Source organism: Pseudomonas tehranensis (genome assembly GCF_014268615.1).
GTDB classification, from domain to species: Bacteria; Pseudomonadota; Gammaproteobacteria; order Pseudomonadales; family Pseudomonadaceae; genus Aquipseudomonas; species Aquipseudomonas tehranensis.
On the sequence record NZ_JABWQV010000013.1, the window covers coordinates 26,512 to 52,841 of the forward strand.

At 60.7% G+C, this 26,330-nt stretch carries 23 protein-coding genes and 1 pseudogene; 12 read left to right on the forward strand and 12 right to left on the reverse strand.

Features of this window, described 5'->3' with window-relative positions:
• Nucleotides 1–5: 5 nt before the first annotated feature.
• Nucleotides 6–536 (reverse strand): tripartite tricarboxylate transporter TctB family protein, encoded by a 531-nt coding sequence (locus HU811_RS04975; RefSeq protein ID WP_177193318.1) that lies wholly within the window; start codon nt 534–536, stop codon nt 6–8.
• Between the two features lie 557 nt (nt 537–1,093).
• Here HU811_RS04975 and HU811_RS04980 point away from each other — a divergent pair.
• The 3 genes from HU811_RS04980 to HU811_RS04990 are packed head-to-tail and all read left to right on the forward strand — an operon-like array spanning nt 1,094 to nt 6,091.
• Nucleotides 1,094–1,891, forward strand: a complete 798-nt coding sequence (locus tag HU811_RS04980) for an enoyl-CoA hydratase/isomerase family protein (protein ID WP_186654404.1) — start codon at nt 1,094–1,096, stop codon at nt 1,889–1,891.
• Complete coding sequence (locus HU811_RS04985) at nt 1,888–4,017, forward strand: acetate--CoA ligase family protein (RefSeq protein WP_186654405.1); 2,130 nt, start codon at nt 1,888–1,890, stop codon at nt 4,015–4,017. Before HU811_RS04980 ends, HU811_RS04985 begins: the two co-directional genes overlap by 4 nt.
• Complete coding sequence (locus HU811_RS04990; RefSeq protein ID WP_186654407.1) at nt 4,010–6,091, forward strand: 3-hydroxyacyl-CoA dehydrogenase NAD-binding domain-containing protein; 2,082 nt, start codon at nt 4,010–4,012, stop codon at nt 6,089–6,091. The genes HU811_RS04985 and HU811_RS04990 overlap by 8 nt, the downstream gene beginning before the upstream one ends.
• 306 nt (nt 6,092–6,397) lie before the next feature.
• On the opposite strand, the gene HU811_RS05000 is transcribed toward HU811_RS04990, so the two are convergent.
• The 3 genes from HU811_RS05000 to HU811_RS05010 form a co-directional block, all read right to left on the reverse strand.
• A complete protein-coding gene (locus HU811_RS05000; protein ID WP_186654408.1) occupies nt 6,398–6,805 on the reverse strand; it encodes a VOC family protein in 408 nt (135 codons plus the stop codon).
• 23 nt (nt 6,806–6,828) lie between these two features.
• Nucleotides 6,829–7,254 carry a YciI family protein gene (locus HU811_RS05005; protein WP_186654410.1) on the reverse strand — a complete coding sequence of 142 codons (426 nt, stop codon included), beginning with the start codon at nt 7,252–7,254 and terminating at the stop codon, nt 6,829–6,831.
• Nucleotides 7,255–7,421: 167 nt separating this feature from the next.
• Complete coding sequence (locus tag HU811_RS05010) at nt 7,422–8,291, reverse strand: helix-turn-helix domain-containing protein (RefSeq protein WP_186654439.1); 870 nt, start codon at nt 8,289–8,291, stop codon at nt 7,422–7,424.
• A gap of 341 nt (nt 8,292–8,632) precedes the next feature.
• On the opposite strand from HU811_RS05010, the gene HU811_RS05015 reads away from it, so the two are divergent.
• Entirely contained in the window at nt 8,633–9,397 is a 765-nt protein-coding gene (locus HU811_RS05015; protein ID WP_186654413.1) for an SDR family NAD(P)-dependent oxidoreductase, read from the forward strand.
• 326 nt (nt 9,398–9,723) lie between these two features.
• Nucleotides 9,724–9,981: an Atu4866 domain-containing protein gene (locus HU811_RS05020; RefSeq protein WP_202883609.1), complete on the forward strand. Its 258-nt coding sequence runs from the start codon at nt 9,724–9,726 to the stop codon at nt 9,979–9,981.
• Nucleotides 9,982–10,098: 117 nt separating this feature from the next.
• Here the strand turns inward: HU811_RS05020 and HU811_RS05025 are convergent, their stop codons facing one another.
• Nucleotides 10,099–12,090, reverse strand: coding sequence for a sigma-54 interaction domain-containing protein (locus HU811_RS05025; RefSeq protein ID WP_186654417.1), 1,992 nt, complete (start codon nt 12,088–12,090; stop codon nt 10,099–10,101).
• Nucleotides 12,091–12,284: 194 nt separating this feature from the next.
• Between HU811_RS05025 and HU811_RS05030 the strand changes: the two genes are divergently transcribed.
• The 5 genes and pseudogenes from HU811_RS05030 to HU811_RS27730 all read left to right on the forward strand — a co-directional run bounded on the left by HU811_RS05030 (nt 12,285) and on the right by HU811_RS27730 (nt 17,554).
• The gene (locus HU811_RS05030) at nt 12,285–13,307 is read left to right on the forward strand and encodes a Gfo/Idh/MocA family oxidoreductase (protein ID WP_186654420.1); all 1,023 of its coding nucleotides are present in this window, start codon (nt 12,285–12,287) and stop codon (nt 13,305–13,307) included.
• A complete protein-coding gene (locus HU811_RS05035) occupies nt 13,304–14,095 on the forward strand; it encodes a TIM barrel protein (protein ID WP_186654422.1) in 792 nt (263 codons plus the stop codon). Before HU811_RS05030 ends, HU811_RS05035 begins: the two co-directional genes overlap by 4 nt.
• A gap of 84 nt (nt 14,096–14,179) precedes the next feature.
• Entirely contained in the window at nt 14,180–15,106 is a 927-nt protein-coding gene (locus HU811_RS05040; RefSeq protein ID WP_186654424.1) for a sugar ABC transporter substrate-binding protein, read from the forward strand.
• Between the two features lie 420 nt (nt 15,107–15,526).
• Nucleotides 15,527–16,681 (forward strand): annotated as a pseudogene (locus HU811_RS27725) (FIST signal transduction protein); the annotation flags it as partial.
• A gap of 372 nt (nt 16,682–17,053) precedes the next feature.
• Nucleotides 17,054–17,554, forward strand: a complete 501-nt coding sequence (locus tag HU811_RS27730; protein WP_371264115.1) for a methyl-accepting chemotaxis protein — start codon at nt 17,054–17,056, stop codon at nt 17,552–17,554.
• 160 nt (nt 17,555–17,714) lie between these two features.
• On the opposite strand, the gene HU811_RS05050 is transcribed toward HU811_RS27730, so the two are convergent.
• From HU811_RS05050 to nrdR, 7 genes are all read right to left on the reverse strand, one after another.
• The gene (locus tag HU811_RS05050; RefSeq protein ID WP_186654429.1) at nt 17,715–19,442 is read right to left on the reverse strand and encodes an ABC transporter ATP-binding protein/permease; all 1,728 of its coding nucleotides are present in this window, start codon (nt 19,440–19,442) and stop codon (nt 17,715–17,717) included.
• A 91-nt stretch (nt 19,443–19,533) separates the two neighbouring features.
• Nucleotides 19,534–20,094 (reverse strand): response regulator transcription factor, encoded by a 561-nt coding sequence (locus HU811_RS05055; RefSeq protein ID WP_047229017.1) that lies wholly within the window; start codon nt 20,092–20,094, stop codon nt 19,534–19,536.
• Nucleotides 20,087–21,349: an ATP-binding protein gene (locus HU811_RS05060; RefSeq protein ID WP_047229018.1), complete on the reverse strand. Its 1,263-nt coding sequence runs from the start codon at nt 21,347–21,349 to the stop codon at nt 20,087–20,089. Before HU811_RS05060 ends, HU811_RS05055 begins: the two co-directional genes overlap by 8 nt.
• A 287-nt stretch (nt 21,350–21,636) precedes the next feature.
• The gene (ribBA, locus tag HU811_RS05065; protein ID WP_076383459.1) at nt 21,637–22,728 is read right to left on the reverse strand and encodes a bifunctional 3,4-dihydroxy-2-butanone-4-phosphate synthase/GTP cyclohydrolase II; all 1,092 of its coding nucleotides are present in this window, start codon (nt 22,726–22,728) and stop codon (nt 21,637–21,639) included.
• Between the two features lie 16 nt (nt 22,729–22,744).
• Entirely contained in the window at nt 22,745–23,407 is a 663-nt protein-coding gene (locus HU811_RS05070; protein WP_186654430.1) for a riboflavin synthase, read from the reverse strand.
• A 46-nt stretch (nt 23,408–23,453) separates the two neighbouring features.
• Nucleotides 23,454–24,587, reverse strand: a complete 1,134-nt coding sequence (gene ribD, locus HU811_RS05075; protein WP_186654431.1) for a bifunctional diaminohydroxyphosphoribosylaminopyrimidine deaminase/5-amino-6-(5-phosphoribosylamino)uracil reductase RibD — start codon at nt 24,585–24,587, stop codon at nt 23,454–23,456.
• On the reverse strand, nt 24,584–25,048 hold the full coding sequence (gene nrdR, locus HU811_RS05080; RefSeq protein ID WP_013694316.1) for a transcriptional regulator NrdR: 465 nt from the start codon (nt 25,046–25,048) through the stop codon (nt 24,584–24,586). Before nrdR ends, ribD begins: the two co-directional genes overlap by 4 nt.
• 127 nt (nt 25,049–25,175) lie before the next feature.
• On the opposite strand from nrdR, the gene HU811_RS05085 reads away from it, so the two are divergent.
• Nucleotides 25,176–25,646 carry a YbaY family lipoprotein gene (locus tag HU811_RS05085; protein ID WP_186654432.1) on the forward strand — a complete coding sequence of 157 codons (471 nt, stop codon included), beginning with the start codon at nt 25,176–25,178 and terminating at the stop codon, nt 25,644–25,646.
• The gene (locus tag HU811_RS05090; protein WP_186654433.1) at nt 25,643–26,302 is read left to right on the forward strand and encodes a class I SAM-dependent methyltransferase; all 660 of its coding nucleotides are present in this window, start codon (nt 25,643–25,645) and stop codon (nt 26,300–26,302) included. Before HU811_RS05085 ends, HU811_RS05090 begins: the two co-directional genes overlap by 4 nt.
• Nucleotides 26,303–26,330 lie beyond the last annotated feature (28 nt).

Sequence of the window (26,330 nt, forward strand, 5' to 3'; positions counted from 1 at the left end):
ATACCTCAAGAAAAGCTGACACCAAGAGCCAGAACGAAGATCGCATACAACCCAAAACTCAAGCCCAATGAAACAGCAAGGATCTGGACGGGTCGACGTTCACCCACCACCAGCATGATGAGAGAAGAAAGTCCTGCGACGCCAATAATTGGCCCCAGGCTATCCAAGTAGGTACCGATACTGAGCAGCACCAAAACGGCGAGCACCACCGACACAGGTCGAAAAATCGCGACCTGTTCTTGATTGCTCCCGCGAAAACATTTGATCACGCCGAGACAGAGCATCAGAGCCACAGCAAGAAGAGCTGAAACGGCGATGATCAGAGGAAATTCACCCACGCCTATTCCATTCGGGTTTACCGGCCCAGGCAGCGTCAGGGCATCCCAGCAATACCCCCCAAACACGCACAAAAGGGCAACACCTGCAAAAACATCCAATACGCCACAGGGCGCTTTGACTACACGACCCGTACTGCACTGATCTCTTACCGATTCCTTCGGCCTATCCGGAGTCGTCGATGCACTCGATGTGTTCATTTGCATAACCTCTCACCGCGACAAAAGTCTCGGATTTTCCACGCCTGCCAGTGGCGCGATTGTTTTTATATTTATGGGCTGCCGACTTCCTGATGTCGCCAGGCAAACGTTCGCCCAGCGCCAGCTGTAGATTTAACAACCAGCAGAACTCAACCCGGCTTTTTTACCGCGCCCCCACTATGACTGAACGCACAGCAGCCCTGAACTGAGAATTTATTTGGTCTAGAGCAGCCGGTTGTTTGGCATCGGCCAACAGAACCTCAATGGGGCCGATGCTCAGTCGCCCAAAAACCGTGCACCTGACAGATCGGCGTCCTTAGTTTGGCGCTCTCAGTCCACTCGTTGCTGGAAAACCCGAACGACATCCCAACGTTTTGTTAGACCAGTCGGCATGTTTAGTCATTTGAACACCTGACTCGTTAACTCAAGAATGCTCAATAGGATGACTGAAGGACTGACTGTCCCAAGCGTCAGATAAGTTGGCACTCACACAGTCAGCCTGCCATTCCGCCAGGCATAACTCGAATCGGTTTAATTAAATTACAAGAGACCAAACAATGAGTCAGAACAATCTCATCACCTACCACCAAGAGAACGGGGTTGCCATCCTGACCCTGAACCGGCCAGAAAAACGTAATGCAATGAGTGATGCCATGCGCGCTGAGTTGGTAGAGCTGTTGGAGGGCTTGCGTGGCGACCGTAAAGTTCGCGCTCTGATCATTACAGGCGCCGGTAAAGGCTTTTGTGCTGGAGGAGATATCTCCGGAATGCAAGCACGCATGGAAGCGGATCCAGCGGTCGTTGGGTTCAACGGCTGGGAGCGCCAGCAAGGCGTTCACTATGCCGCCAGCCTGCTGCTCAACCTACCCATCCCGACTATCGCTGCCGTCAATGGAGCTGCCGCAGGTCTGGGCGCAGACCTCGCACTGTCTTGCGATTTTGTCGTCGCCGCGCGTCCAGCGACCTTCACCTGGGCTTATATCGCTCGTGGCCTCATCCCTGATGGCGGCGGCCTGTACTTTCTACCGCGGCGAGTCGGTCTTGCACGTGCCAAGGCTCTGATCTTTAGCGGCCGTCGTGTTGAAGCCGAGGAAGCGCTCCAACTGGGTATCGCAGACCGGATGTGTGAGGCAGACAACCTGCTGAGTACCGCTATCGCCATAGCCGATGAAATGAGCAGCGGTTCGCGCACTGCGATTGCACTGACCAAGTCCATCATCAACCACAGCTACGAGATGTCCGAACACCAGGTGTTCGCCGAAGGCAGCAAAGCCCAAGGTATTTGTTATACGTCCAGGGAGCACCGCGCTTCGGTGCAGGCCTTCCTCAATGCCGCCAAGGAGGCGGGCAAATGAAACAACAACTTCATGCACTGCTTAACCCGAAAAGCATCGCCGTCATTGGCGCCTCGGCAGATACCCATAAAACCTCTGGACGCCCGGTTTCCTACCTTCTGAAACACGGCTTTGGGGGCGATATTTACCCGGTCAATCCCAAAGCTACCGAAATCCAGGGCTTACCCTGCTACCCCAATATCGAGTCGTTACCGCAAGCCCCTGATGTGGGTCTAGTGCTGCTCAGCGCAAAACGCAGCATTGAGGCCGTCCGCTCTCTAGCCAAGCTTGGCTGCAAAGCTGCCGTCATCCTGGCCAGCGGTTTTGCCGAGGCGGGTGAAGACGGACATGATCTGCAGCAGGAGCTCAAAGCAGCCGCAGGCTCGATGCGCCTTCTGGGTCCGAATACCATCGGCCTGGTCAACCTGTCCGCACGCATCCCACTCTCGGCCAGCGGCGCCCTTGAGATCACCGACCTGCCGGCAGGTCATGTGGCGGTGGTCTCCCAGAGTGGTGGGATTCTCGGTGCCCTGCTCTCCCGCGCAGCAGGCCGCGGCATCGGCCTCTCTTCGCTCATCTCCACCAGCAACGAGGTGGATCTTGAGGTCAGCGACTTCATTGACTACTTGGTCGATGATGAGAATACCAAGGTAATCGCGCTCTATCTGGAGAGCATCCGCAACCCTCAGCGCTTCCGAGAAGTCGCGCTGCGTGCCCGGGAAGCGGGTAAACCGCTGGTAGTGTTCAAGATTGGTCGTTCCGAAGCCGGTGCCACCGCCGCCAGCTCACATACCGGCGCACTGGCCGGTGAGGACCGAGTCTACGATGCGTTCTTCCGGGAACTGGGCGTGATTCGTGCCAACACCTTTGACGAATTCCTCGACATTCCGGCGGTGCTGGTGACCGGTCGCCCGTTGGCTGGTCGCCGTGTAGCCATTCTGACCTCCACCGGAGGCGCAGGAACGCTGATCGCTGACAGCCTGGGGATGAACCATTTCGACACCCCCAAACCGGATGCCGACACCGCCGAGAAGCTGCGTGCACTGCAGGGTGATACCCCCACCGCTCTGGACCGCAACCCGATCGACGTGACGCTGGCCGGACTTCAACCTGACCTGCTGCGCCAAGCGATCCGCACGCTGTTGAAAAGCGACAGCTACGATGCGCTCGTGGTGATCATCGGATCATCAGGTCTGGCCATGCCCGATCTGGTCGTCTGCGCCATCCAAGATTGCCTGGACACCAACAATAAACCAGTGCTTGCGTATGTCAGCCCCTATGCACCGGATACGCTCAAGCGCCTCAACAGCGCCGGGATTCCGGGATTCTGCTCCCCGGAAAGCTGCAGTGCCGTGCTCGAAGCCTTGTACTTCAGGGCTCAACCTCTACCCTCCACACATGCGGCACCCACTGCCCAGCTTCCCGACATGACCGCGCTGGCCGAGGGCTCTATCGATGAAGCGGCCGCCAAGGCCTTGTTTAGCCAAGTGGGTATCAGCGTGCCGGAAAGCCGTGTGGTCACCAGCCGTGAACAAGCCGTCCATGCCGCTCGCGAACTGGGTCAACCGGTAGTCCTCAAGGTGTTGGACGCCAACCTGCTGCACAAGAGCGATATTGGTGGTGTAGCCCTGCATCAGACTGCCGACACCATCGGCGCGCGCTTCGACCAGATGATCACGGATGTGGGCAGTCACGTCGGTTATCGCCCAGATCGGTTCCTGATCGAAGCCATGGTAGCGGGCGGCCACGAACTCATTCTCGGTGCCAACCGCGATGCCCTTGGTACGGCGATCCTGCTAGGTGCCGGCGGTGTCACAGCCGAACTGTTCAAGGACACCACTCTGTGCATGTTGCCGGACCATGGGGGGCTGACGCTTGAGCAAGCGAGGGCGATGATGGAGAAACTGACCACCTGGCCGTTACTCAATGGCTATCGCGGCTCCGTGCGTCGGGATATCGAAGCACTTGCCCAGGCGATCGTTAACTTCTCAGCCCTGGTCGCCGCACTAGGCGAGCGTCTGGTGACATCCGAAATCAACCCACTCTTCATCCTGCCCGAAGGCCAGGGTGTTGTGGCGGCCGATGCCGTACTGGTCCTGAATCAGGCAAGCGCCCACGCAGTCACCGGAGAAAGGCGCTATGGCTGAAGCAAAAAATGGCAGCCGGGTTCACCTTGCCTATGAAGGTGACATCGCGGTCATAACCATCGATAACCCTCCCGTCAACAGCAGCATTGAAGCAGTAAGAAGAGGAATCCTGTCCGCGTTGGCGGACATCGATGTCGAGCAGACGCGGGCGGTCGTTCTGACCGGCGCCGGGCGCAATCTGATGGCCGGCGCCGATTTGCGCGAGCTTGAAGACGAACCCACGGAACCCACCTTGCCCCAGGTTACATCGGCCCTGGAAGCCTGCCCTCTGCCGGTGATTGCAGTCGTCAAGGGATACGCGCTCGGCGGTGGTTTGGAGCTGGCCCTGGCCTGTGATGTAAGGCTGGCCACGGCAAATGCCACCGTGGGCCTACCGGAAGTAACGGTGGGTATCATCCCTGGTGCCGGTGGCACGCAACGCTTACCTCGAGCGGTCGGTGTTTCAACAGCGCTCAACATGATCGTAACCGGAAAACCGGTCAACGCAGCCAAGGCCTTGGAGCTTGGTCTGGTAGATCATCTGTTGAGGGAAACCGATGCTCAAGCTCAGCACGCTGAAGTTCTGTCCTTTGCATGCGGCTATAAAGGGGGCAAAAGGCCATTGAGCTCGCGCGCTGTCCCCCGGGAGGAAAAGGCAGCACTGAAAGCGCTGGCCCACAAGCTGATAGCCAGTTGTCGTGGCCTCCCTGCGGCAGCCGTTGCGGCAGAGGTGGTCCTGGCAGCCGATGAGCTGAGCTTCGCAGATGCCATCGTCAGGGAGCGCTCACACTTTCTTGCCCTACGCGGCAGCGAATCGGCCAAGGCCCTGCGCTATCTGTTCTTTGCAGAGCGTACCGAGCCATATACTCCAGAGCAGCAAGTGGCCGGACGCACGCTCGAGCGAATAGCAGTCATGGGTGCCGGCACCATGGGCAGCGGCATCGCACTTTGCGCGTTGAATGCCGGATACACCGTCGACCTGATTGACCTGAACCCGGACGCTCTCGAAGCCGGTGTAAGCCGCATCAAGAGCGAACTGGAACGAGAAGTTGACCGGCAGCGTTTGAGTGCCCACAACCGCGATGCCACCCTTACCCGCCTTAGGGCAACTCAGGATATTCAAGTCGTTTCAAATGCCGACCTGGTGATCGAAGCCATCATCGAAGAGCTGGGGGCGAAACAGTCGCTGATCAACAAGCTGGCCGCACTGGTGCGCGAAGATACTCTGCTGGCGACCAACACTTCCTATCTCGATATCGACAAGATCGCTGTGGGCATCTCCCACCCGGAGCGCGTGCTGGGTCTGCACTTCTTCAGTCCTGCGCATCGCATGTCGCTACTGGAAGTCGTGCGCGGCAGCTCGACCCGCGATGAAACGCTTTGTACAGCGCTGAAGTTTGCCGACCGCCTGAAGAAAAAGGCAATCGTCGTCAACAACTCCTGGGGCTTTGTCGGTAACCGGCTATACGCCGCCTATCGTCGCCAGTGCGAGTTCATGCTCGAAGAAGGCGCAAGCCCCGAACAGATCGACGCTGCCCTCGAGAGTTACGGCTTCGCCATGGGACCGTTCAAGGTAGCCGACATGTCGGGGCTGGATATCGCCTGGAGGATGCGCCAGCAGACCGCCGATACGCGTCACCAGCGTCGCTACGTTGGTATTGCGGACCTCATCTGCGAAGCCGGTCGCCTGGGGCGCAAGACTGCCAAGGGCTACTACCTGTATAGCGATGACAACCAACCGCGAACCGACGCCGCCGTCGCCGAGATCATCGCCCATTACCGTCTTGAAAAAGGCATCGAGCCAAAACCATTCAGTCGTGAAGAAATACAGCAACGCGCCGTGCTGGCGTTGATCAACGAAGCCTTGCTGCTGCTCGGAGAAGGCGTCTGTCAGCGCCCGGAGGATATTGATATCGCCTTAGTCCACGGTTACGGATTTCCCCGCTGGCGGGGTGGGCCGATCTTCATCGCCCGCCAGATGGGATTGACCGAACTGAATGCCGCTCTGGACCGCTTCGTCGACGCTTCTGGCAAAGGTCAGGAACGTGGTGATGCGGTCCTGATAAAACTTGATGCCAATAGCGCGAAGGAGTGACAACAAGACCGCGCTGAATCAACTGGACCACCGGCAAGGTCGCTACGGGCTTTGCAGCATGTGCGTGGGTGTAGGCCAAGGCGTAGTCCTCATCATAGAGCGCCTCTGACCTGATACGCATGCCGTCAAATACACGCAGGCGCGCCGCAAGGACGCCCGCTTCAGCCCGGCTGACCAGAGTCTGCAGCCGGGTTCATCGACCCAGCTGTGTTGACCCCATACCTGATAAGCGCCGAGAAATAGGTTGATCCGGATATTCTCCTTCTACCCTGCTCCTACTGCGCCGACGATCAAGACCCATTCGGCTTATTTCCCTCCCTCACAATTGACCATCCAGGCGATCCCGAAACGGTCTTCGAACATGGCAAAGCGTTCCGCCCAAAAGGTCTTCGCCAAGGGCATCTGCACGTTGCCCCCCGCACTCAAGCCATTGAACAGCCGCTCGGCCTCCTCCACGCTATCGACGTTGAGGGAAACCGATACGCCTTGCGGCTTATGAAACGGCTGGCCTGGCGGGCAGTCGGAAGCCATCAGACTGAAACCGCCGACCGTCAGGCAGGCGTGCATGATCAGATCAGCGTCCTTGGGCATGCCGACATCCTCGGGCGCCTCGGCAAACGACATGGAAAACAGCTCGCCACCCAGTACGTCCTTGTACAACGCAAAGGCTTCCTTGCAGCGGCCGTTGAAGGTCAGGTAAGGGATGATTCTCATGCTCGGATCTCCTGTAGTCGGCATCACGATTGATTGGACAACTGCGCCCGCAAGCGCTCTTCCTGCTCGCGCAACTCGGGGGTCAGGGTTTCGCCAAAATCCTCGGCTTCGAAGATCTGGCGGATCTCGATTTCACTGTCGCTGACCATCGGGTTCGGGCAGCGCTTGACCCAGTCGATGGCTTCCTGCAGTGACTGGACCTGGAAAATCCAGAAGCCGGCAATCAATTCCTTGGTTTGCGCAAACGGCCCTGCGACGACGGTCCGGTTCTTGCCGGAAAACTGCACGCGCACGCCCCTGGCGCTCGGGTGCAGGCCCTCGCCGGCAAGCATCACCCCGGCCTTGAGCAGTTCTTCATTGTAGGCGCCCATGGCAGCCAGCAATTCTTCGCTGGGCATCTGTCCGGCTTCCGATTCCGGACTGGCTTTGACGATCACCATAAATCGCATGCGCTTATCTCCTGAGAGTGGATGGCTTGAGCCGCCCTTGTGGTAGCTCTACGGACTAATCGAATGGCAATGGTGGAAATCGACAGCCTGACGCAATTATTTTTTTCGACCGGTCGTGTGCGCGATCCGAACGAACATGGCAAACCGCAGAAACGCTCAAACAGCCGTCACGCCCGGCGATAGGCGCTGGGCGTGACACCCACTTCGCGGCGAAACACCTGGGAAAAATGGCTGGGGCTCGAGTAGCCGACCTCCAATCCGACATCGATGATACTTCGGTCCGTCTCCAACAGCAGATGCCGGGCGCGGCTCATGCGCAGGCGGATGAAATACTGCGAGGGTGACAGCCCGGTGGCGCGCTTGAACATGCGGCTGAAGTGGTACTCGCTCAGTTGCGCAACCCGCGCAAGATTGGCGAGGCTGAAATCGGCGGCAAGCCCCTCGGTCATTGCCTCGATGACACGGCGCAATTTGTAGGCCTGCAATGCGTTGCTGCGCCGGGCACTGCGGTTTGGGTCAAGGTAGCGCCGCACCAAATGCACGGCCAGCGCCTGAGCCAGGCTGTGGGCAAACAAAGGGCTCGGCTGGCGCTCGTCGATGAACTCCTGGCGCAGTTGCTCCAACAGGAAACTGATTCGTTCATCCCGGGCACCGGAAACATCGAGGAAGGTGACCGGGTCGGCATGCTCACCCAGTACCTCGCGCGCAGCTTGATCAATCAACGGCAGGCCAAGATACAGATGCATCACCTCGAAAGCGTCGCAGCCGTGCGTCTGCCAGCGCATCTCGTAGGGCTCGCCAGTGTTGGTGAGAAAAAAGTCGCCGGTCTTGACCTCGGACGCTACCCATTGCCCACCCAGGGCGCGCTCCTCAACCCGCGCCGCGCCCGCCAGCACCCACACCAGAAGAGGCTCGACCACGGCGGGCACCAGGATAGGCTCGACGATGCTCTGATGGCTGAATCGCAACATCACCACGTCCTGCATCTGCGGACGCGGCGGCAATGTCTGCGGCGTTCCCGGCAAATAGTGCAGCATTGATTCGCCCGTAATGCGTTGAGCATCGCTGGCTGCGAGGGTTTGCGGATCGGGTTGGCGCACAGGATGCTCCGTCGACAACGCTCTCTGACGAGGGCTGGTGTCAATAGGATAACGCCACGGCGACCATGAGCAAGGTCGCGGGACAGGTCGTGGCAGCTTCGGCCAGCCCCATACGATGCGCCGCCCCCCGTATGCTGGAGCAAAACCCCAACAGTCCAGGCAAACCTGCGAAAGCCCGAACAGGCACGTTGAGAGACAGTGAAGCCGTCGATAACGACAGCGCCTTACGGGCGCGGAGCCGGCGAATGTCTCCTCGGCTCGCAACGCAGGAGAGCATCATGACTGATATCACCTACAACATTGCCCACGAAGTCGCAGGCAAAGTCGCGCTGGTCACCGGCGCGGCCAGTGGCATCGGCAAAGCCATCGCACTGTTGCTGCACGCGCGTGGCGCCAAGGTCGTTGCGGAAGACCTGAACCCCGCCGTCGAAGCGCTCGCCCGTCCCGGGCTGGTGCCGTTGGTGGCGGACATCAGCGAAGACGGCGCCGCCGAACGCGCGGTCGGCCTGGCCGTCGAGCAATTCGGCCGGCTGGACATCCTGGTTAACAACGCCGGGATCATCATCAACAAGCTTGTCATCGACATGACCCGCGAAGACTGGGAGCGCATTCAGGCAGTCAACGCCACTGCGGCCTTCATGCATTGCCGCGAAGCGGTAAAGGCGATGATGCCCAACGGATCCGGGGCAATCGTCAACATCGCCTCCTACGCATCCTACTTCGCCTTTCCAACCATCGCTGCCTACACCGCGTCCAAGGGCGCGCTGGCCCAGTTGACCCGCACGCTGGCGCTCGAAGTGATCGGGCATGGCATCCGCGTCAATGCCATCGGCGTCGGCGATGTGGTGACCAACATCCTCAATGACGTGGTCGACGACGGCCCTGGCTTTCTAGCCAAGCACGGCGAAGCGGCCCCCATCGGCCGCGCTGCGCAGCCAGAGGAAATTGCCGAAATCGTCGCCTTCCTCGCCTCGGACCGTGCGAGCTTCATGGTCGGCTCGGTGGTTATGGCCGATGGCGGCATGACCGTCACCGCGGGCTAATGCGGCGTTGTCGCTGCACGCCCCGGGCAAGGATGCCCTCGGCCGGCGTCTGTTGACTTTGGTCTGGATCGATAAGCCGGTTCGGTGTCGGTTACGCCATACAGGATCAGGCAAACCCGCGACATTTTTGACATAACGGCCAAGCGGATCCACTCCCTACTCTGGACTCACGAAACAGATGACACCGGACGGCCCGGACAGGGCCATCCGAACTCGCTGTTCAAATGTGAGGGCAGAACATGAAAAGCATCAGCCGATTGTTGATCGGTACCGCTTTGAGCGCCGTTGTCGTCTCGGCTGATCTAACCGCAGAAGGAGAATGGAACATGCAACGTATTCAACCTACTACCGCCAGTCACCCCTACACCGGCATGTGGATCACCGCTGATGGGAATATTCGCCATGAGTTGCTGCCAAATGGGCGCTACGACGAGGCTCGCGGAAATCGCGAAAGTGCTTATCAGGGGCGTTACGAGGTGGAAGGCGATTACATCCGCTACTGGGACGACACGGGCTTCACTGCCGATGGAACGTTTCGCGACGGCGTCCTCTACCACGGTGGGATGGTGCTCTATCGCAAGTGACAGAGAAGCCCGGCTCTTTTTGGCCGGGCGTTTCTCGTCTCGCCAGCATAAGGATGCATAAAACCAGCATCGGGCGGCGATTGGTCGTCCGTTTCACCGTCAGCGTTGCGCCACCGGCTAAGCACGAAACGCATCAACCTTGAGTCCATACCGACTCATCTTGTTGTACAACCCACCACGCGACACATTCAGCCGTTGAGCAGCCAGGCGGATGTTTCCGCGCGTGTCTGTGAGGGCGGCGATGATTGCATTCATTTCATGGGTGCCAAGGTCCGGAGCCGTCCGCGGCTCAGGGGCGCTTCCCCACGTCGATGGTCGCCCTCGCTGCCTGATCTCCAGCGCAAGATCACCTGGCTGGATCAGTTCGCTCATCGCCAGGTTGGTCGCCCGCTCAATGACATTTTCCAGCTCGCGAACATTACCCGGCCAATCGTAGGCGCCAAGCATATCCAGCGCCCCGGCTGAAAGGTCCCGCGTCGACTTGCGGAGCGACCGGGCACAACGCGCGAGAAAGTGCCGTGCCAGTAACGGCACATCGTCGCGGCGCATCCGCAGCGGCGGCACTGTCAGGTTCAGGACGTTGAGCCGGTAATAAAGGTCCTCACGAAAGGCCCCCTCAGCCACCGCCTGGCTCAGGTTGCGGTGAGTGGCGGCGATGATACGTACGTTGACCCGCAGCGATTTTTTTGCCCCCACCCGCGTGACCTCGCCTTCCTGCAGGACGCGCAGCAAGCTGACCTGGGCGTCAAAGGACATGTCACCGATTTCGTCGAGGAAGATCGTCCCGCCATCGGCCAATTCGAACTTGCCTGCCGAGCCACCGCGCGCCGATCCGGTGAAAGCGCCTTCGACATGACCGAACAGTTCGCTCTGCACCAAGTCACGCGGAATGGCCCCGCAATTGACCGCCACAAAAGGACCGCCACAACGGTCGCTGGCATTATGGATCGCCTGGGCGAACAGTTCCTTGCCCGTGCCGCTCTCACCGAGGATCAGCGTGGTCGAATCACTGCGACTGGCAATCCGCGCCAGGTGCAGTGCATCCTCAATCGCCTGTGAACGGCCCAGGATGGTCTCGAAGGTGTAGCTGGCCTGGGTGCCAATGATCCGCCGGGTGATTTCCCGGATGCGGCGGTTTTCGCGCAACGAAACGATCCGCCCGCCTTGCTCCAGCGGGCAGACCGACACCAGGCAGGCCAGATGGCTGCGGTCGTGTAGTTCAAAGGTGCAATCCAGATCCCGTACTCCTTCCCCGCCCCCAAGCAAAACTGCATCGCTCAATTCGCTCTGCCCCAGGCTCTTGAACGGACTGCCGAGCAGGTCACGGCCCACGCGGAACAACTGCCGGGCGTAATGGTTGAGCGCCTTGATGCAGCCCTGCTCATCCAAGACCACCAAGCCTTCGTTGAGCACCTCGAGAACTGTTTGTTGTTCTTCCAGCAAGGCTTGCAGCGCCATCTGCCTCGAGACCGCCTCGGCCGCAGCCTGGACGGTGCCCAACGTATGGAAATGAAACCAGCCCGGTTCTGCCGTCAAGGTCAACATGCCCAGCGTCCGCCCCTGGGTATCCCTGATTGGCGCAGCGGCGCAATGCATGCGGCGCTGGCGCAGGCCAAGCCCGAAGTTCTCCTCGGCCAGCACATACACCAAACGGTCTTCGGTGATCGCCAGCCCGGTGCAATTGGTGCCCTGTACCGATTCCAGCAGTCGACTGCCTATGGGGGTGAGGTCCAGGCCACAAAAATACAAAGTCGTACCTTGGGTGTCGGTCAGATTGATATGGCCCTTGGGGTTGTAGGCGAGCAAACCGCGCATGACTTGCGCCGCAGCGGCGATCAGCACCCGGTTGGCTGCCAGTGTCGCGGCGAGGTCGTCGGGAGCGACAAAACGGTACTCACCGTCTTGCGGATCAAGACCGGCATTGACGCTGCGCAACCAGGACGCCCAAATCACCCGCCTGATCCCGGCAGGCCGTTCGATAGCTCCCTCCAAGCACGCTCGCCAGCCCTCCTCCAGCGCAGTGCCTGGCCCTTCGTTCAACGACGCGGGGCCAAGCGCGGTGAGGTAATCGCTATCTTCGGCGCTCAATGCTACAGGTTGCTGGTTCATTCTTCGGCCACATGTTCATATTCTCGACATGTCAGTATAGACATGTCACTTAAATGAACATCACCTTAAAACAAAATGAGTAAAAACCATCTAATATCAATGGCTTAATTATTGGCACAGCACTTGCTCCCTGCTTGAACAGACGAGGACATTCTTAGCGCCAAGTCGTAAAAACAATAAAGGGAGTCATGTTCATGAGCACATCCAAGACCCTCCGCCTTGGCCTCATCGGCGCTGGCCGCATGGGCAGTTTTCACGGCCTGACCGCCGCCCGGCACATCCCCGGCGCGTGCCTCGCCGCCATCGCCGACCCTACGCCCGGCCAGGCCGCGCGACTGGCGGCAGAACTGGACGTGCAGAAGGTCTACACCGACCCACAGCAATTGCTGGATGACCCGGACATCGACGCGGTGCTGATTGCCGCCCCGGCACGCAGCCATGCCGAACTGGTGATCAATGCGGCCCGGGCCGGCAAAGGTGTGTTCTGTGAAAAACCGATGGCGATCACCCTGGACGAAGCGGACCGCGCCATCGCTGCCGCTGCCGATGCACGGGTGACGCTGCAAGTGGGCTTCAATCGCCGCTTTGCCAGAAGTTTCCGCACCGCTCATCTGGACGTGGTTGCCGGTCGGATCGGTACGCCACAACTGCTGCGCTCGCTGACCCGCGACCCGGCGCTGAATAATCCAGCGGCTTCGCCGCAATGGGTGATTTTCCTCGAAACCCTGATTCATGACTTCGACACCCTGCGCTACCTGAATCCGGGCGCCGAGGCCGTTGAAGTTTTTGTGATGGCCGATGCCCTGATCGCACCGGCCTACAAGGACAAAGGATTTCTCGACACAGCAGTCGTCACGATCCGCTTCGACAACGGCGCCATCGCCACGGCCGAGGCCAATTTCCAAGCCGTGTATGGCTACGATGTCCGGGGCGAAGTGTTCGGCAGCGCGGGCATGCTGACCATGGGCAACGTCAACGACTCCGACCTGCTGCGATACCTGGCCAATGGGGTCCAGGCCGACACCCAGCGCATGGACACCGACTTGCTGCGTGATGCCTATGTGGCTGAGCTCAACCACTTTGTCAGTTGCGTACGCAGCGGCGAAAAACCTCTGGCCAGCGGTGAAGACGCCCGGGCGGCACTGGCCATTGCTCGCGCTTGTATCGAGTCCTTCCAACTGGGCAAACCGGTGCGCGTACAAGGAGCTCATTCATGAGTTTCATACCGTTCAAACTGGCGATCAGCGCCGAGATGGTCTTTCTCGACCTGCCCTTTGCCGAGCGGGTCAAACGCATCCACGCGCTGGGCTTCAGCGTCGAGATATGGAACTGGACGAGCAAAGACATCCAGGCCCTTGTCGCGACCGGCGCGGATTTCACCTCCATGACCGGCTACATCTCGGGCAATCTGACCGACCCCGAGGATATCCGGCAACTGCTCGACAGCGCCCAGGAGTCTTTAACCGTCGCAACCCAATTGGGTTGCCCGAGCCTGAACCTGCACGGCACCGGCCTGGGTGATCAGGGCTTGCCGGTCAAACCCGTTGCCCATACCACCGGCCGCATGTGGTTGAGCGCCTGCAAGACGTTGGAAAAAATAGCGCGCCTGGGCGAAGACGCGGGCCGGGTATTCCTGCTGGAAAACCTCAACACTGAAGTCGACCACCCGGGCACGCCGTTCGCCCGCGCTGACGATACCCTGGCACTGATCGAGGCCGTGGGCAGCCCGCACCTGAAGATGAACCTGGACCTCTATCACGCACAGATCGGCGAAGGAAACCTGATCGAACTGATCCAGCGCGCCGGCAGCGCCATCGGCGAAATTCAGGTCGCCGACGTTCCGGGCCGCATGGAGCCCGGCACCGGTGAGATCCATTACCCCGCCATCGCCAGGGCCCTGTTCGGTATGGGATACAGCGGTGTCGTCGGCCTCGAAGGCTGGGCCAGCGGTGACAGCGAAGTCGCGCTTGAGCGTTTCAGGCAGGCCTTCACGCTTGATGGATGAGGCCGGCACTGGATTCATTAGAACCAGCGGCAAATTTTCATTTCTTGATGACGTTCAACTCATAACAACAAAAGGAAAACCATCATGCGTCGTTGCACACTGCTTTTCGCCACACTGCTATTGCTCTTGAGCCAATGGGCCGTCGCCGACTATCGCATCGGCGTCAGCATCGCCAGGGTCGACGACAACTTCATGACCTACGTGCGTAACGGCCTGGATGAGGCCGCGAAAAAGGAAAACGTGCAGATTCAATTCGAGGATGCTCAAGGCGATGTAGTGCGCCAACTCAACCAGGTACAGGGTTTTATCAACCAGAAAGTGGATGCGGTCATTGTCCTGCCGGTGGACACCTCCGCCACCGCCAACATCACGCGCGCGGCGGTCGAAGCGAAGACACCGCTGGTCTACGTCAACCGTCACCCGGACGAACGTACCCTGCCCAAAGGCGTCGTCACCGTGGCGTCCAATGACATTGAGGCCGGACAACTACAGATGCGCTATCTGGCCGAAAAGCTCGGCGGCAAGGGCAACCTCGCGATCATCATGGGGGACCTGGCGCAAAACGCTACCCGCGACCGCACCGAAGGCGTCAAGCAGGTGCTCAAGGATTATCCCGGGATCAAGATTGTCGAGCAGCAAAGTGCCGAGTGGCAGCGCAGCAAAGGCATGGACCTGACCAGCAACTGGCTGCTGGCCGGCACGAGTTTTGATGCCATCGTCGCCAACAACGACGAAATGGCCATCGGTGCGGCCATGGCGTTGCAGCAGGCCGGCAAAGCCCAGGGCGAGATCGCGATTGTCGGCATCGACGGCTTGCCTGACGGCCTGGCGGCCATCAAGCGCGGGATGCTGGTCGCCTCGGTATTCCAGGACCCCAAGGCCCAGGCAACCAGCGCGGTACAAGCAGCACTCAAAATGATCAAGGGAGAAGCGGTAGAACAAGACGTCTGGGTGCCCTTTCAGTTGATCAGGCCTGAGCAACTGGCGGTGTTTGAACAACATTACAAGTAGCGGAAAGGCTCAACGATTCGCCGCGATTCCGGCCAGGGATCAGCGGCGACTCGCACATCCAAAACAGGTGGTCGGAGTGACCTATTTCCGTTGAGATGATCAACACCTTCGAGATTACGCGAGCCAACCCCCGTCACCCACCAGGCCATGCACCGGATCTCCCGGACATATACAAAAGTCGCTGGCCAACAGGCGTAGAAAACCCAACCCAAAAGCCCCTGTGGACTCAGGCCGGAAATAGCTACGTTGTAGCTGGGTTCTACGCAGAGGGTCTTAGACTGCTTTCCTGTACTACCTGAACGCCGCCACACCCTCCTGCGTAGTAAATCCTCCCCAGCACAGCCAACCGTGACCAATACAGCGGAAGGACTCTGCACGCATACCTCGTACGCGTCACGTCGCACTCAACCGAGTCCAGCCATGAACCTACTGAATCTCTTCAACAAGGCCCGCGCCCATACTCAAGGTACGGTCAGCGTGGTCTGCACCTTTGCCGAACTCGACCAGGCGTTGGCCGGCGTGCGTGTCACCCCGGTGTTGATCACCGGGTTCGTCTCCCCGCACCTGGACATCGACCAGGTCGCCGCCAAGGTCAAGAAGCGCTTCGCCAACAGCGCCATCAGTCTGTGCACGACGTCGGGCGAGCTGTGCAACGGTGCGAACACGCTGTACTGCCAGACCGGCGAAACCTGGGACCGGGTGGTGCTGCAATTGTTTGACGCCAGTGTGATTATGTCGGCCGAGGTGGTCATGGTGCCGCTGGAGTGCGAGGACATCCGCGGTGGCGGCAAGCGCTTGACCATGCGTGAGCGAATCGCCAGATTGGTGAATAACATCAAGCAGGCGCAAGTGAACACGCCCATTGATCATCGCGATACCTTGGCCTACGTGGTGTTCGATGGACTTTCGGCTTCCGAGTCGTTCTTTATGGAAGCGCTCTATGAGTCTGGGCGCTTCCCCTGTCTGTTCGTCGGCGGCTCAGCCGGTGGCAAGACGGATTTCAAAAAGACCCTGATCAGTAACGGCCAACGCAGTTATCAGAACCACGCGCAGATTGTCTTCCTGAAAACTGCAGCGGATGTGCGCTTCGGGGTGTTCAAGAGCCAGAACTTCCAACCTGCCGGGCTGACGTTCAACGTGCTGACCGCGTCGGTCGAAGACCGCACCATCGACCAGGTCATCGACAGCCGCGGCAATATCAAGAGCATGGTCCAGGCGCTGTGCGACGCATTCGAGTGCAGTGCCCAGGCGCTGGAAAAGAAGCTGGCCGATTATTCATTCGCCATCCGCGTGGGGGATGAGCTGTTCGTACGCTCCATTGCCCGCATCGATTATCAGCAGCAAATCATCCAGCTGTTCTGCGACGTGGCACCCGGCGAAGAGCTGGTGATGGTCAAGCGCACGCCCCTGCGCGAGGCGACCCGACTCGACTACGAGAAATTCCTCAAGGGCAAAGGCGGCCGTCCGGTGGCCGCCATTCTCAACGACTGCATCCTGCGCCGGCTCAACAACAGCAGCGACCTGGGCAGCATGGCCGGTATTTTCGGGGATGTGCCTCTGGCTGGCTTCTCGACGTTTGGTGAAATCCTCGGCCTGAATCTTAACCAGACACTTACGGCGATTTTCTTCTTCAGAGTCACCAAGGGCGCCAGTTTTGTCGATGAGTACGTCGACAACTTCATCGCCCACTATGGCGAGTTCAAAGCTTTTTTCCTGCGCCGGCAGATCAAAAAGCTGGCGGGCCTGAACCATGTCGTGGTCAAGCAGATCATGGCGTTCAAAATGAATGACTTCAGCAGCGCCTTGGACACTCGCGGTCTGGACAACACCATCTTGCCGGTGTTCGACGGCCTGACCGATCTGGGCCAGGTATTGGCCCAGGCCAGCCAGCAGCAAGCGCAGATGGCAACGCAAATCAAGCACTACTCGGGTGAGCTTCACCTGTCGATGGATGACCTGGCGGGTACGATCGACCGGCAAAACAGCGTCGCCGAGCAGGCCGGTACGACCGTCGAACAGCTTGCCACCCAAGCAAGTGAAGCAGTTGTCGGCGCCCGTGCGCTCGCCAGTTCCAGCTTGCGTATCCAGTCGATCGTACAGGTCATCCAGCAAATCGCCGGACAGACCAACCTGTTGGCCCTCAATGCGGCCATCGAAGCAGCGCGCGCCGGTGAAATGGGCAGAGGGTTTGCGGTGGTGGCTGATGAGGTCCGCAAGCTAGCGGAGATCACTCGCAAAAATGCCGCGGAAATTGGCGTGGACATTGATCTGCTCTCGACGGAGATCCAAGGCGTCGCCCAACAGATCGAAGACCAGTCCGTCGCCGTGAGCGCCCTGCGCGAGATGCTCGATGCCTTGGAAGACTCGAGCCGTACCACCGAAGGCACCGCGCAACGCACGAAAGCCATCGCCGACACCTTGACCGGGTTGACTCATGCCAATGCTTGAGTAACTGCCACAGGGTTTGGTGTCGAGTTCGGATGTTGTATGCCCCCCGCAATCCCTTGTGGGAGCGCGCCTGCTCGCGATAGCGGTGGGTCTGCTTGTGGTGATGCTGGATGTGCCGGCGCCTTCGCGAGCAAGCCCGCTCCCACAGGTTTTGCAGTGCTCAGGCGGTTACGGTGCGCTCCACCAGTTGGCCATTTTCGATACGCACATGTCGTGGATGGAACCGTTTCAAGCTGCTGCGATGGCCAACGCTGACAATGCTCAGCCCCGGCAACTGGTCAATCAGCGCCTGGTACAGCGTCGCTTCATCTTCTTCGTCCATCGCCGACGTGGCTTCGTCCATATACAACCATTGTGGTGCATAGAGCAATGCGCGGGCGAACGCCAGGCGTTGCTGCTCGCCGGGCGAGAGCATGCGTTGCCAGTGGTTGGCTTCGTCCAGTCGCGCCACCAGATGCGGCAGGCGACAGGTTTCCAGCACTTGGGCATAACGCTCTGGCGGGTATGTGTCGCCCGGCTGTGGATAACTCAGCGCCTCGCGCAACGTGCCAATGGGTAGATAGGGTTTTTGCGGCAGGAACAGATAACGCGCCGCGGGCAGCCGGATTGCGCCGTGCCCTTCGGGCCATAAATGCCCCATTGCCCGGAACAGGGTGGATTTACCGCTGCCCGAACGCCCGCTGAGCATCACCCGCTCGCCCGGCTCGACAGTCATATGGGCATTGCTGAGCAGATGACGGCCATCGCCCAGGTCCAACCCCAGATCCTGCACCTCCAATGCGTCGCCTTGGTTCTGCACGTCGATGGCCGGCACGCGGTCTTCGTTGTCGCTCATGGCCTGGCGGAAGCTCAGCAGACGATCACACGTGGCGCGCCACGCGGCGAGGTCGGTGTACGCGCTGATGAACCAACTGAAGTTCTCCTGCACGTTGCCGAACGCCGAGTTGATCTGCATGAGTTCGCCCAACTGGATCTTGCCGGCGAAGTAGCGCGGCGCGGCGACGATGAACGGGAAAATGATCGCGATCTGGCCGTAGCCGGAGGTGAAGAAGGTCAGGCGCTTGGACACCCGCATGATGTCCCAGAAGTTGTGCCAGACCAGCCCGAAGCGGCCACTGAGCCGCCGGTTCTCGTTGGGTTCGCCGTTGTACAAGGCAATGCTCTCGGCGTTCTCGCGCACCCGCACCATGGAAAAACGCAGGTCGGCTTCAAAGCGTTGCTGGTTGTTGTTCAGGCCGATCAAGCGCCGACCGATCAGGTGCGTCAGCCAACTGCCCACCGCCGCATACACCAGCGCACACCAGAACATGTAGCCAGGGATGGTGTAGCCAAACACCTGGATGCTGCCCGACACGCCCCACAAAATGATCGAGAACGACACCAGGCTGACCACGGTGCGCAACAGTCCCAGCCCCAGTCCCAGGGTGTTGCTGGTAAAACTGTTGAGGTCTTCGGAGATCCGCTGGTCCGGGTTGTCGGTGTAGCCGCCCTGCTCCAGCCGGTAGTAATTCTTGTCATTGAGCCAGCGGGCGAAGTGTTTCTCCGTGAGCCAGGCCCGCCAGCGGATGGTAAGCATCTGCGTGAGGTACAAGCGATACACCGCGCCCAGGATCGCCACGGCGGCGATGCCGCAGAAATACAGGATCAACCGCCAGAACGCGACGCTGTCCTTCTCCTGCAAAGCGTTATAGAAATCCTTGTACCAACTGTTGATCCATACCGAAATCGCCACGCTGAACAGCGACAGCACGATAACAGCGATTAACAGCGTCCAGGCCTTGCCCTTCTCCTCACTGCGCCAGTACGGCGTGGTCATTTGCCAGACACGGCGGAAAAACTGCCCGCGCACCGCATCATTGACCGCGGAATATTCAGCGTTCTGATTCATGGTTAAGGCTCAATAAAGAAAAAACCCGGGCCGATCATAGAGCAACGGCCCGATTTGCTGCGAGGGTGGACACCATCCGTTCAGCGCAGGTTCAGCGACGCACGGGGCGCTTCTGCAACTTGCGCTGCAAGGTGCGCCGGTGCATGCCCAAGGCGCGGGCAGTGGCGGAGATGTTGCCTTCGTGTTCGGTCAGCACCCGCTGGATGTGCTCCCATTGCAGGCGGTCCACCGACATGGGGTTTTCCGGCACCAGGGTGTCCAGGTCAGCGTGTTCGGACAACAGGGCCGCCAGCACGTCATCGGCATCGGCCGGTTTGCACAGGTAATTGCAGGCGCCGCGCTTGATGGCCTCGACCGCGGTGGCGATGCTCGAATAGCCGGTGAGGATCACCACGCGCATTTCCGGGTCCAGCTCCAGCAGCTTGGGCAACAGCACCAGGCCCGAGTCGCCGTCCATTTTCAAATCCAGCGCGGCGTAGTCCGGCAGGTCGGCCTGGGCGATGCTCAAGCCCTCCTCGGCGGATCCGGCGGTGCTCACGCGAAAGCCCCGACGGGACATGGCCCGGGCCATGACGCGGGTGAAGGTGGCGTCGTCGTCTACCAGCAACAGATGCGGCAGTTCTTCGCCGTCGACTTGGATCTCGTCACTCATGTTCGTCTCCTCGGTCGGCATGGGGCAGGCGCAGCTCGGTGAGCGTGCCGCCTTCCTCATGGGGGTAGAGTTTCACCGAGCCGCCGGCGCGTGTCACGCTGGCCTTGCTCAAAAACAGGCCCAGGCCGAAACCTTTGCCCTTAGTGGTGTAGAACGGCTTGCCGATTTGCTCGGCAATCGCCAGCGGTACACCGGCGCCGTGGTCGCGGATGCTGATGGTCAGCTCGTAGGCATTCCAGTCCAGCGCCACTTCCAGGCCTTCGGGGCAGGCGTCGGCGGCGTTGTTCAACAGGTTGAGCAGCGCCTGAGTCAGGTCCGGCGGCGGCGCCATGCGCGGCACCGGGCCCTGACCCAGGCGCTGGAAGCGATAGCTGGCCTCCGGGCGCATCAGGTGCCAGCGATTCAGGGCTTCGTCGAGCCAATCGGTGACGTCCTGCATGTCGATGGCCAGGCGGCGGTTGGCCTCGGCGGCACGCACCAGATACTGCAGGGTCTCCTTGCAAAGCTGGACCTGATCCTGCAACACGCCGAGGTCTTCCTGCAGCGCCGGGTCGTGGTGATCCTGGCGCATCTCTTTGAGCAGCACGCTCATGGTGGCCAACGGCGTGCCCAACTCATGGGCGGCACCCGCAGCCTGGGTCGCCACGGCCAGCAATTGCTCGTCCCGCAGGCCCTCTTCACGGCGAATGGCCCGCAGCTCCTCTTGACGACGCAATTCTTCGGCCATGCGCGCGGCAAAAAACGTAATGACCGCCGCCGCCAGGGCGAAACTCAGCCACATGCCGTAGATCTGCAGGTTTTCCCGAGCGATGGGGAAGGTTTCCAGCGGATAGAACCGCGCCAGCAACAAGGTGTACAGCGCCAGGGCGATGCCGGACAGGATCAGCGAATACCGCCACGGCAACGTCACTGCGGCGATGGTCAGCGGCACCAGGTAATAAGACACGAAAGGGTTGGTGGAGCCGCCGGAGAAATACAGCAATGCGCTGTGGATAAACAGGTCGCAGGCCAGTTGCACGGCGTATTCCAGCTCAGTCACCGGCCACGAGGTGCGCAGACGAATGGCGGTCAGCGCGCACAGTATCGAAGAACAGGCCAGGGTGATCGCCAATTGCAGCCAAGGCAGCGGCAGCAGCTCGAACCAATACGCGAGCCCCACAGACCCGGCCTGGGCGGCCAGGACCAGAATTCGGATAAACGTCAGACGCCAGAGGTTCTGGCGAGAGGCAGAAGTCATTTGCAAAGGGGCGAGCATGAGCTCTCCTGATGAGCGCTCCAGGCGGATCGCACGGAGTATAACCAAGGCGCGGGTGGCAGAGGCAGCTATGCGGCAAAGCGCCACAGCCCCGAAATGACACACTAACCATTGTGGCGAGGGGATTTATCCCCGCTGGGGCGCGAAGCGGCCCCCAAAATAAGGTCGGGCACCACGCTGAGCTAGATCATGACAATTCTGGGACTGCTGCGCAGTCCAGCGGGGATAAATCCCCTCGCCACAAATGAATCCCTCAAGTGAACAACAATGCTGAAATCTCCGGGCCATTATTCGGAGGGCACGTATTCTACAACTTCCAGGTCGAAACCGGATATCGCATTAAATTTCATCGGTGCGCTCATCAGGCGCATTTTTCGTACACCCAGGTCCCGCAGGATCTGCGAACCGGCGCCGACGATGCTGTAGGTGGTCGGTTTTTTCACGATGGTGTTATCGCCGGTTTCACGGATGTGCGCCAGCAACACGTCGCCATCGAGCGGGTGCCCGAGCAGCAGGACCACGCCGCTGCCGGCCTCGGCCACCGCGGCCATGGCGGCCCGCAGGCTCCAGCGGCCGGGCTGCTTGACCATCAGCAGGTCGCGCAGCGGGTCCATGTTATGCACGCGCACCAGGGTCGGTTCTTCGGCACACACGGTGCCCAGGGTCAGCGCCATGTGCACGTCGCCCTCCACCGAGTCACGGTAGGTCACCAGGTTGAACTGGCCCAGTTCGCTGTCCAGCGGCTGCTCGGCAATCCGCTGAACGGTACGTTCGTGGATCATCCGGTAGTGGATCAGGTCGGCGATGGTGCCGATCTTGATGTTGTGTTCGGCGGCAAAAGCTTCGAGTTCCGCGCGACGGGACATGGTGCCGTCGTCGTTCATCACTTCGCAGATCACGCCGCTGGCCTCGAAACCGGCCATGCGCGCCAGGTCGCACGCCGCTTCGGTGTGGCCGGCACGGGCCAGGGTGCCGCCGGCCTGGGCCATCAGCGGGAAGATGTGCCCGGGGCTGACAATGTCTTCGGCCTTGGCGTCTTTCGCGGCGGCAGCCTGCACAGTGCGGGCACGGTCAGCGGCGGAGATACCGGTGGTCACGCCCTCGGCGGCTTCGATGGACACGGTGAACTTGGTACCGAAGCCGGAACCGTTGCGCGGCGCCATCAATGGCAGCTTCAAGAGCTCGCAGCGTTCGCGGGTCATGGGCATGCAGATCAGGCCACGGGCGTGCTTGGCCATGAAGTTGATGTGCTCGGCCTTGCAGCACTCGGCGGCCATGATCAGGTCGCCTTCGTTCTCGCGGTCTTCGTCATCCATGAGGATGACCATCTTGCCTTGGCGGATGTCTTCAACCAGTTCTTCGATGCTATTGAGCGCCACGCGGCACCCCCTTGGGTCAGGATTTGAGGTAGCCGTTGGCGGCCAGAAAGCTTTCAGTGATGTTACCGGCTGCCGGTGTTGCGGCCTTGTCGCCCAACAGCAGGCGCTCCAGGTAACGGGCCAGCAAGTCAACTTCCAGGTTGACCCGGCGACCGGGCCGATACGAAGCCATGATGGTTTCGCTCAATGTATGGGGAATGATGGTCAGCAGGAATTCGGCGCCATCCACCGCATTGACCGTCAGGCTGGTGCCGTCGACGGTGATCGAGCCTTTATGGGCAATGTACTTGGCCAGCTCTTTCGGGGCGCGGATGCGAAACTCCACGGCCCGGGCGTTATCGCTGCGCGACACCACTTCACCCACGCCGTCGACATGGCCGCTGACCAGATGCCCGCCCAACCGGGTGGTGGGGGTCAGGGCTTTTTCCAGGTTGACCGGGCTGCCGCTCTTGAGATCGTTCATGGCGGTGCGGTCGAGGGTTTCGCGGCTGACGTCCGCCAGGAAACCATTGCCCGGCAGTTCGACGGCGGTCAGGCACACGCCGTTGACCGCGATGCTGTCGCCCAGTTTGACGTCACTCAGATCGAGCTTGCCGGTTTCGACATGGACCCGCACGTCGCCACCCTTGGGGGTCAGTGCACGGATGCTGCCGATGGATTCGATGATGCCGGTGAACATGGAGTCCTCCTCGAGAACGGGCCGCCGCTTGAGCGAAAGCCAGGAATTATACGCTCGCCTGCGCGACGGGAACGGCGGTGACTCGCCAGTCATCGCCCACGGCACGGATTTCGGTGATTTTCAGTTCTGGAGCGTCTTTCATCTGCGCCAGCGGCCAGTCCAGCAGCGGTCGCGCCGAAGAACCAAGGAACTTGCCGGCGATGAAAATCTGGAATTCGTCCACCAGGCCTTGCCGGGCGAAAGCCCCTGCCAAGCGCGGACCGGCCTCCACCAGCACTTCATTGACATCCCGGGCCGCCAACGCCACCAGCAACCGACGCAGATCGACCTGACCGTCATCGCCCGCCACGATCATGCATTCAGGACCGTTGGCGTACTGTTCTTCCACCGCCATGCAAGTAGCGACCAGCGCCGGGCCAGCCTTGAAGAACGGCGCATCCAGCGGCACCCGCAGGCGACCGTCTACCAGCACCCGCAGCGGCGGACGACTCATGACCAGCGCGGTCTGCTCGGCATCCAGCCCGAGTTCATCGGCGCGCACGGTCAGCCGGGCGTTGTCGGCCAGCACCGTATCGGCGCCGGTCAGCACCACACTGGCCTGGGCCCGCAAGCGCTGCACCGCCGAACGTGCGGCGGGGCCGGTGATCCACTGGCTTTCGCCACTCTCCATGGCGGTGCGGCCATCGAGGCTCATGGCGAGCTTGACCCGCACGAACGGCAAGCCGTGCTCCATGCGTTTGAGGAAACCCTGGTTGAGCAGGCGCGCTTCGCCCTCCAGCACGCCGCTTTCAGTAGCGATACCAGCCTGGGCCAAGCGTTGCAGACCGCGACCGGCAACATCCGGGTTCGGGTCCTGCATCGCCGCCACCACCCGCGCCACGCCGGCATTGACCAACGCATCGGCACAGGGCGGTGTGCGCCCGTGATGACTGCAGGGTTCGAGGGTTACGTACGCCGTGGCGCCCCGGGCCTGCTCACCGGCGGCGCGCAGGGCATGGACTTCGGCATGGGGTTCGCCGGCGCGAATGTGCCAGCCCTCACCGACCACCTGCCCGTCACGCACGATCACACAACCTACCCGGGGATTGGGGTGCGTGGAGTAGTGACCCCGTCGCGCCAGTTCCAGGGCGCGTGCCATGTATTGGGCGTCGAGGATGGCCTGTTGCGCCGGGCTGGTCATTCTTTCACCGGTTCGCGGGCCAGGCGGTCGATTTCTTCGCGAAACTCGTTCAGGTCCTGGAAGCGCCGGTACACCGAGGCGAAACGGATGTAGGCGACTTCATCGAGCTTCTGCAGCTCGGCCATCACCAGTTCTCCGACCACCAGGGATTTAACCTCGCGTTCGCCAGTGGCCCGTAGCTTGTGCTTGATGTGCACCAGCGCCGCTTCCAGGCGCTCGACACTCACCGGGCGTTTTTCCAGGGCGCGCTGCATGCCCGCGCGCAGTTTTTCTTCATCGAACGGCTGGCGACTGCCGTCGGTTTTGATCAGGCGCGGCAACACCAGTTCAGCGGTCTCGAACGTCGTGAAACGTTCGCCGCAGGCCAGGCATTCGCGGCGGCGGCGGACTTGTTCGCCCTCGGCGACCAGTCGCGAGTCGATGACTTTGGTGTCGTTGGCACCGCAGAAGGGACAGTGCATGGTGGCAGGCAACAAAAAAAGGGAGGGCCATGGTAGCGCATCCCACTGGCAAGACAAGCCATAGGGTTTACGGTATACAGACGGGGTTACCGTCAGCCCCCTGGAATTTACCTTGCTGGAGCCACACATGCCGCTACGATCGCTCGTTTTGCTCAGTCTATTCAGCCTGCTGATGGCGTGCAGCAGCGACGCCCCCAAACCCGATGCCCCCGCCCCGGCCAAGACCCCTGCGCCGAAACAGGCCCAGGAAAAAGCCCGCCAGGCCGCCGAACTGGGACCGCTGCCGGCGCATCAGCGGGAGTTGAGCGGCACCCTGCAAGGGATACCGGCCGGGGCCGAGGTCGAACTGGCACTGCTGGTGATCGATGACAAGGACCGGCCGCAACAATTGCTCGCCAGCTCCAGCCTGATCGGCAATAACCAGGCCCTGCCCTTTCGCCTGCGCTTCAACCCCGAAGCCTTCCCGGTTGGCGCCCGCGTGGAACTGCGCGGCCGCGCCAGCCAGTCCGGCCAGTTGATCCTGCATCTGCCGGAGCAACGCATCAGCCAGCCGACCACTCAGGCGCTGGGCTCGCTGCAATTTGTCAAAGCGCCATGAATTCACCGCAAGACCTGCAACACGCATTGGGGCAGTTGCTTGGAGACGCGCACCTGGTGGCTTGCCCGCTGCCTGGCACTGACCTGAAACTGTGGCTGATCGACGGCGATAACATGGACCGCGCGTTCAGCCCGGAAGAAACCCGGCGCATTCTCCACGAGCCCCCTTACTGGAGCTTCTGCTGGGCCAGCGGTCTGGCCATGGCACGCTATCTGGTCGAACAGCCGCATTGGGTCGAAGGCAAGCGGGTGCTGGACTTCGGCGCCGGCTCCGGCGTCGCGGGTATCGCGGCGCTCAAGGCCGGGGCGCTGGAAGTGGTGGCCTGTGATCTGGATCCGCTGGCGCTTGCTGCGTGCCAGGCCAACGCGTGGCTCAATGACGTAAAGCTTGGGTATTCGGAGGATTTTTTCGCTGAGGATGATCGCTTCGACCTGATCCTGGTCGCGGATGTGCTTTACGACCGCGCCAACCTGCCGTTACTCGACCAGTTCCTCAGCCGTGGCCGCGAGGCTCTGGTGGCCGACTCCCGGGTGCGGGACTTCCAGCATCCGCTGTACCGGCGCATCGAAATGCTCGAAGCCATGACCCTGCCGGATCTGGCCGAGCCCGAGGAGTTTCGGCATGTGAGCCTGTACCACGCGCGGCGTCAGCCTTAAAAGCATCGCGAGCAGGCTCGCTCCCACA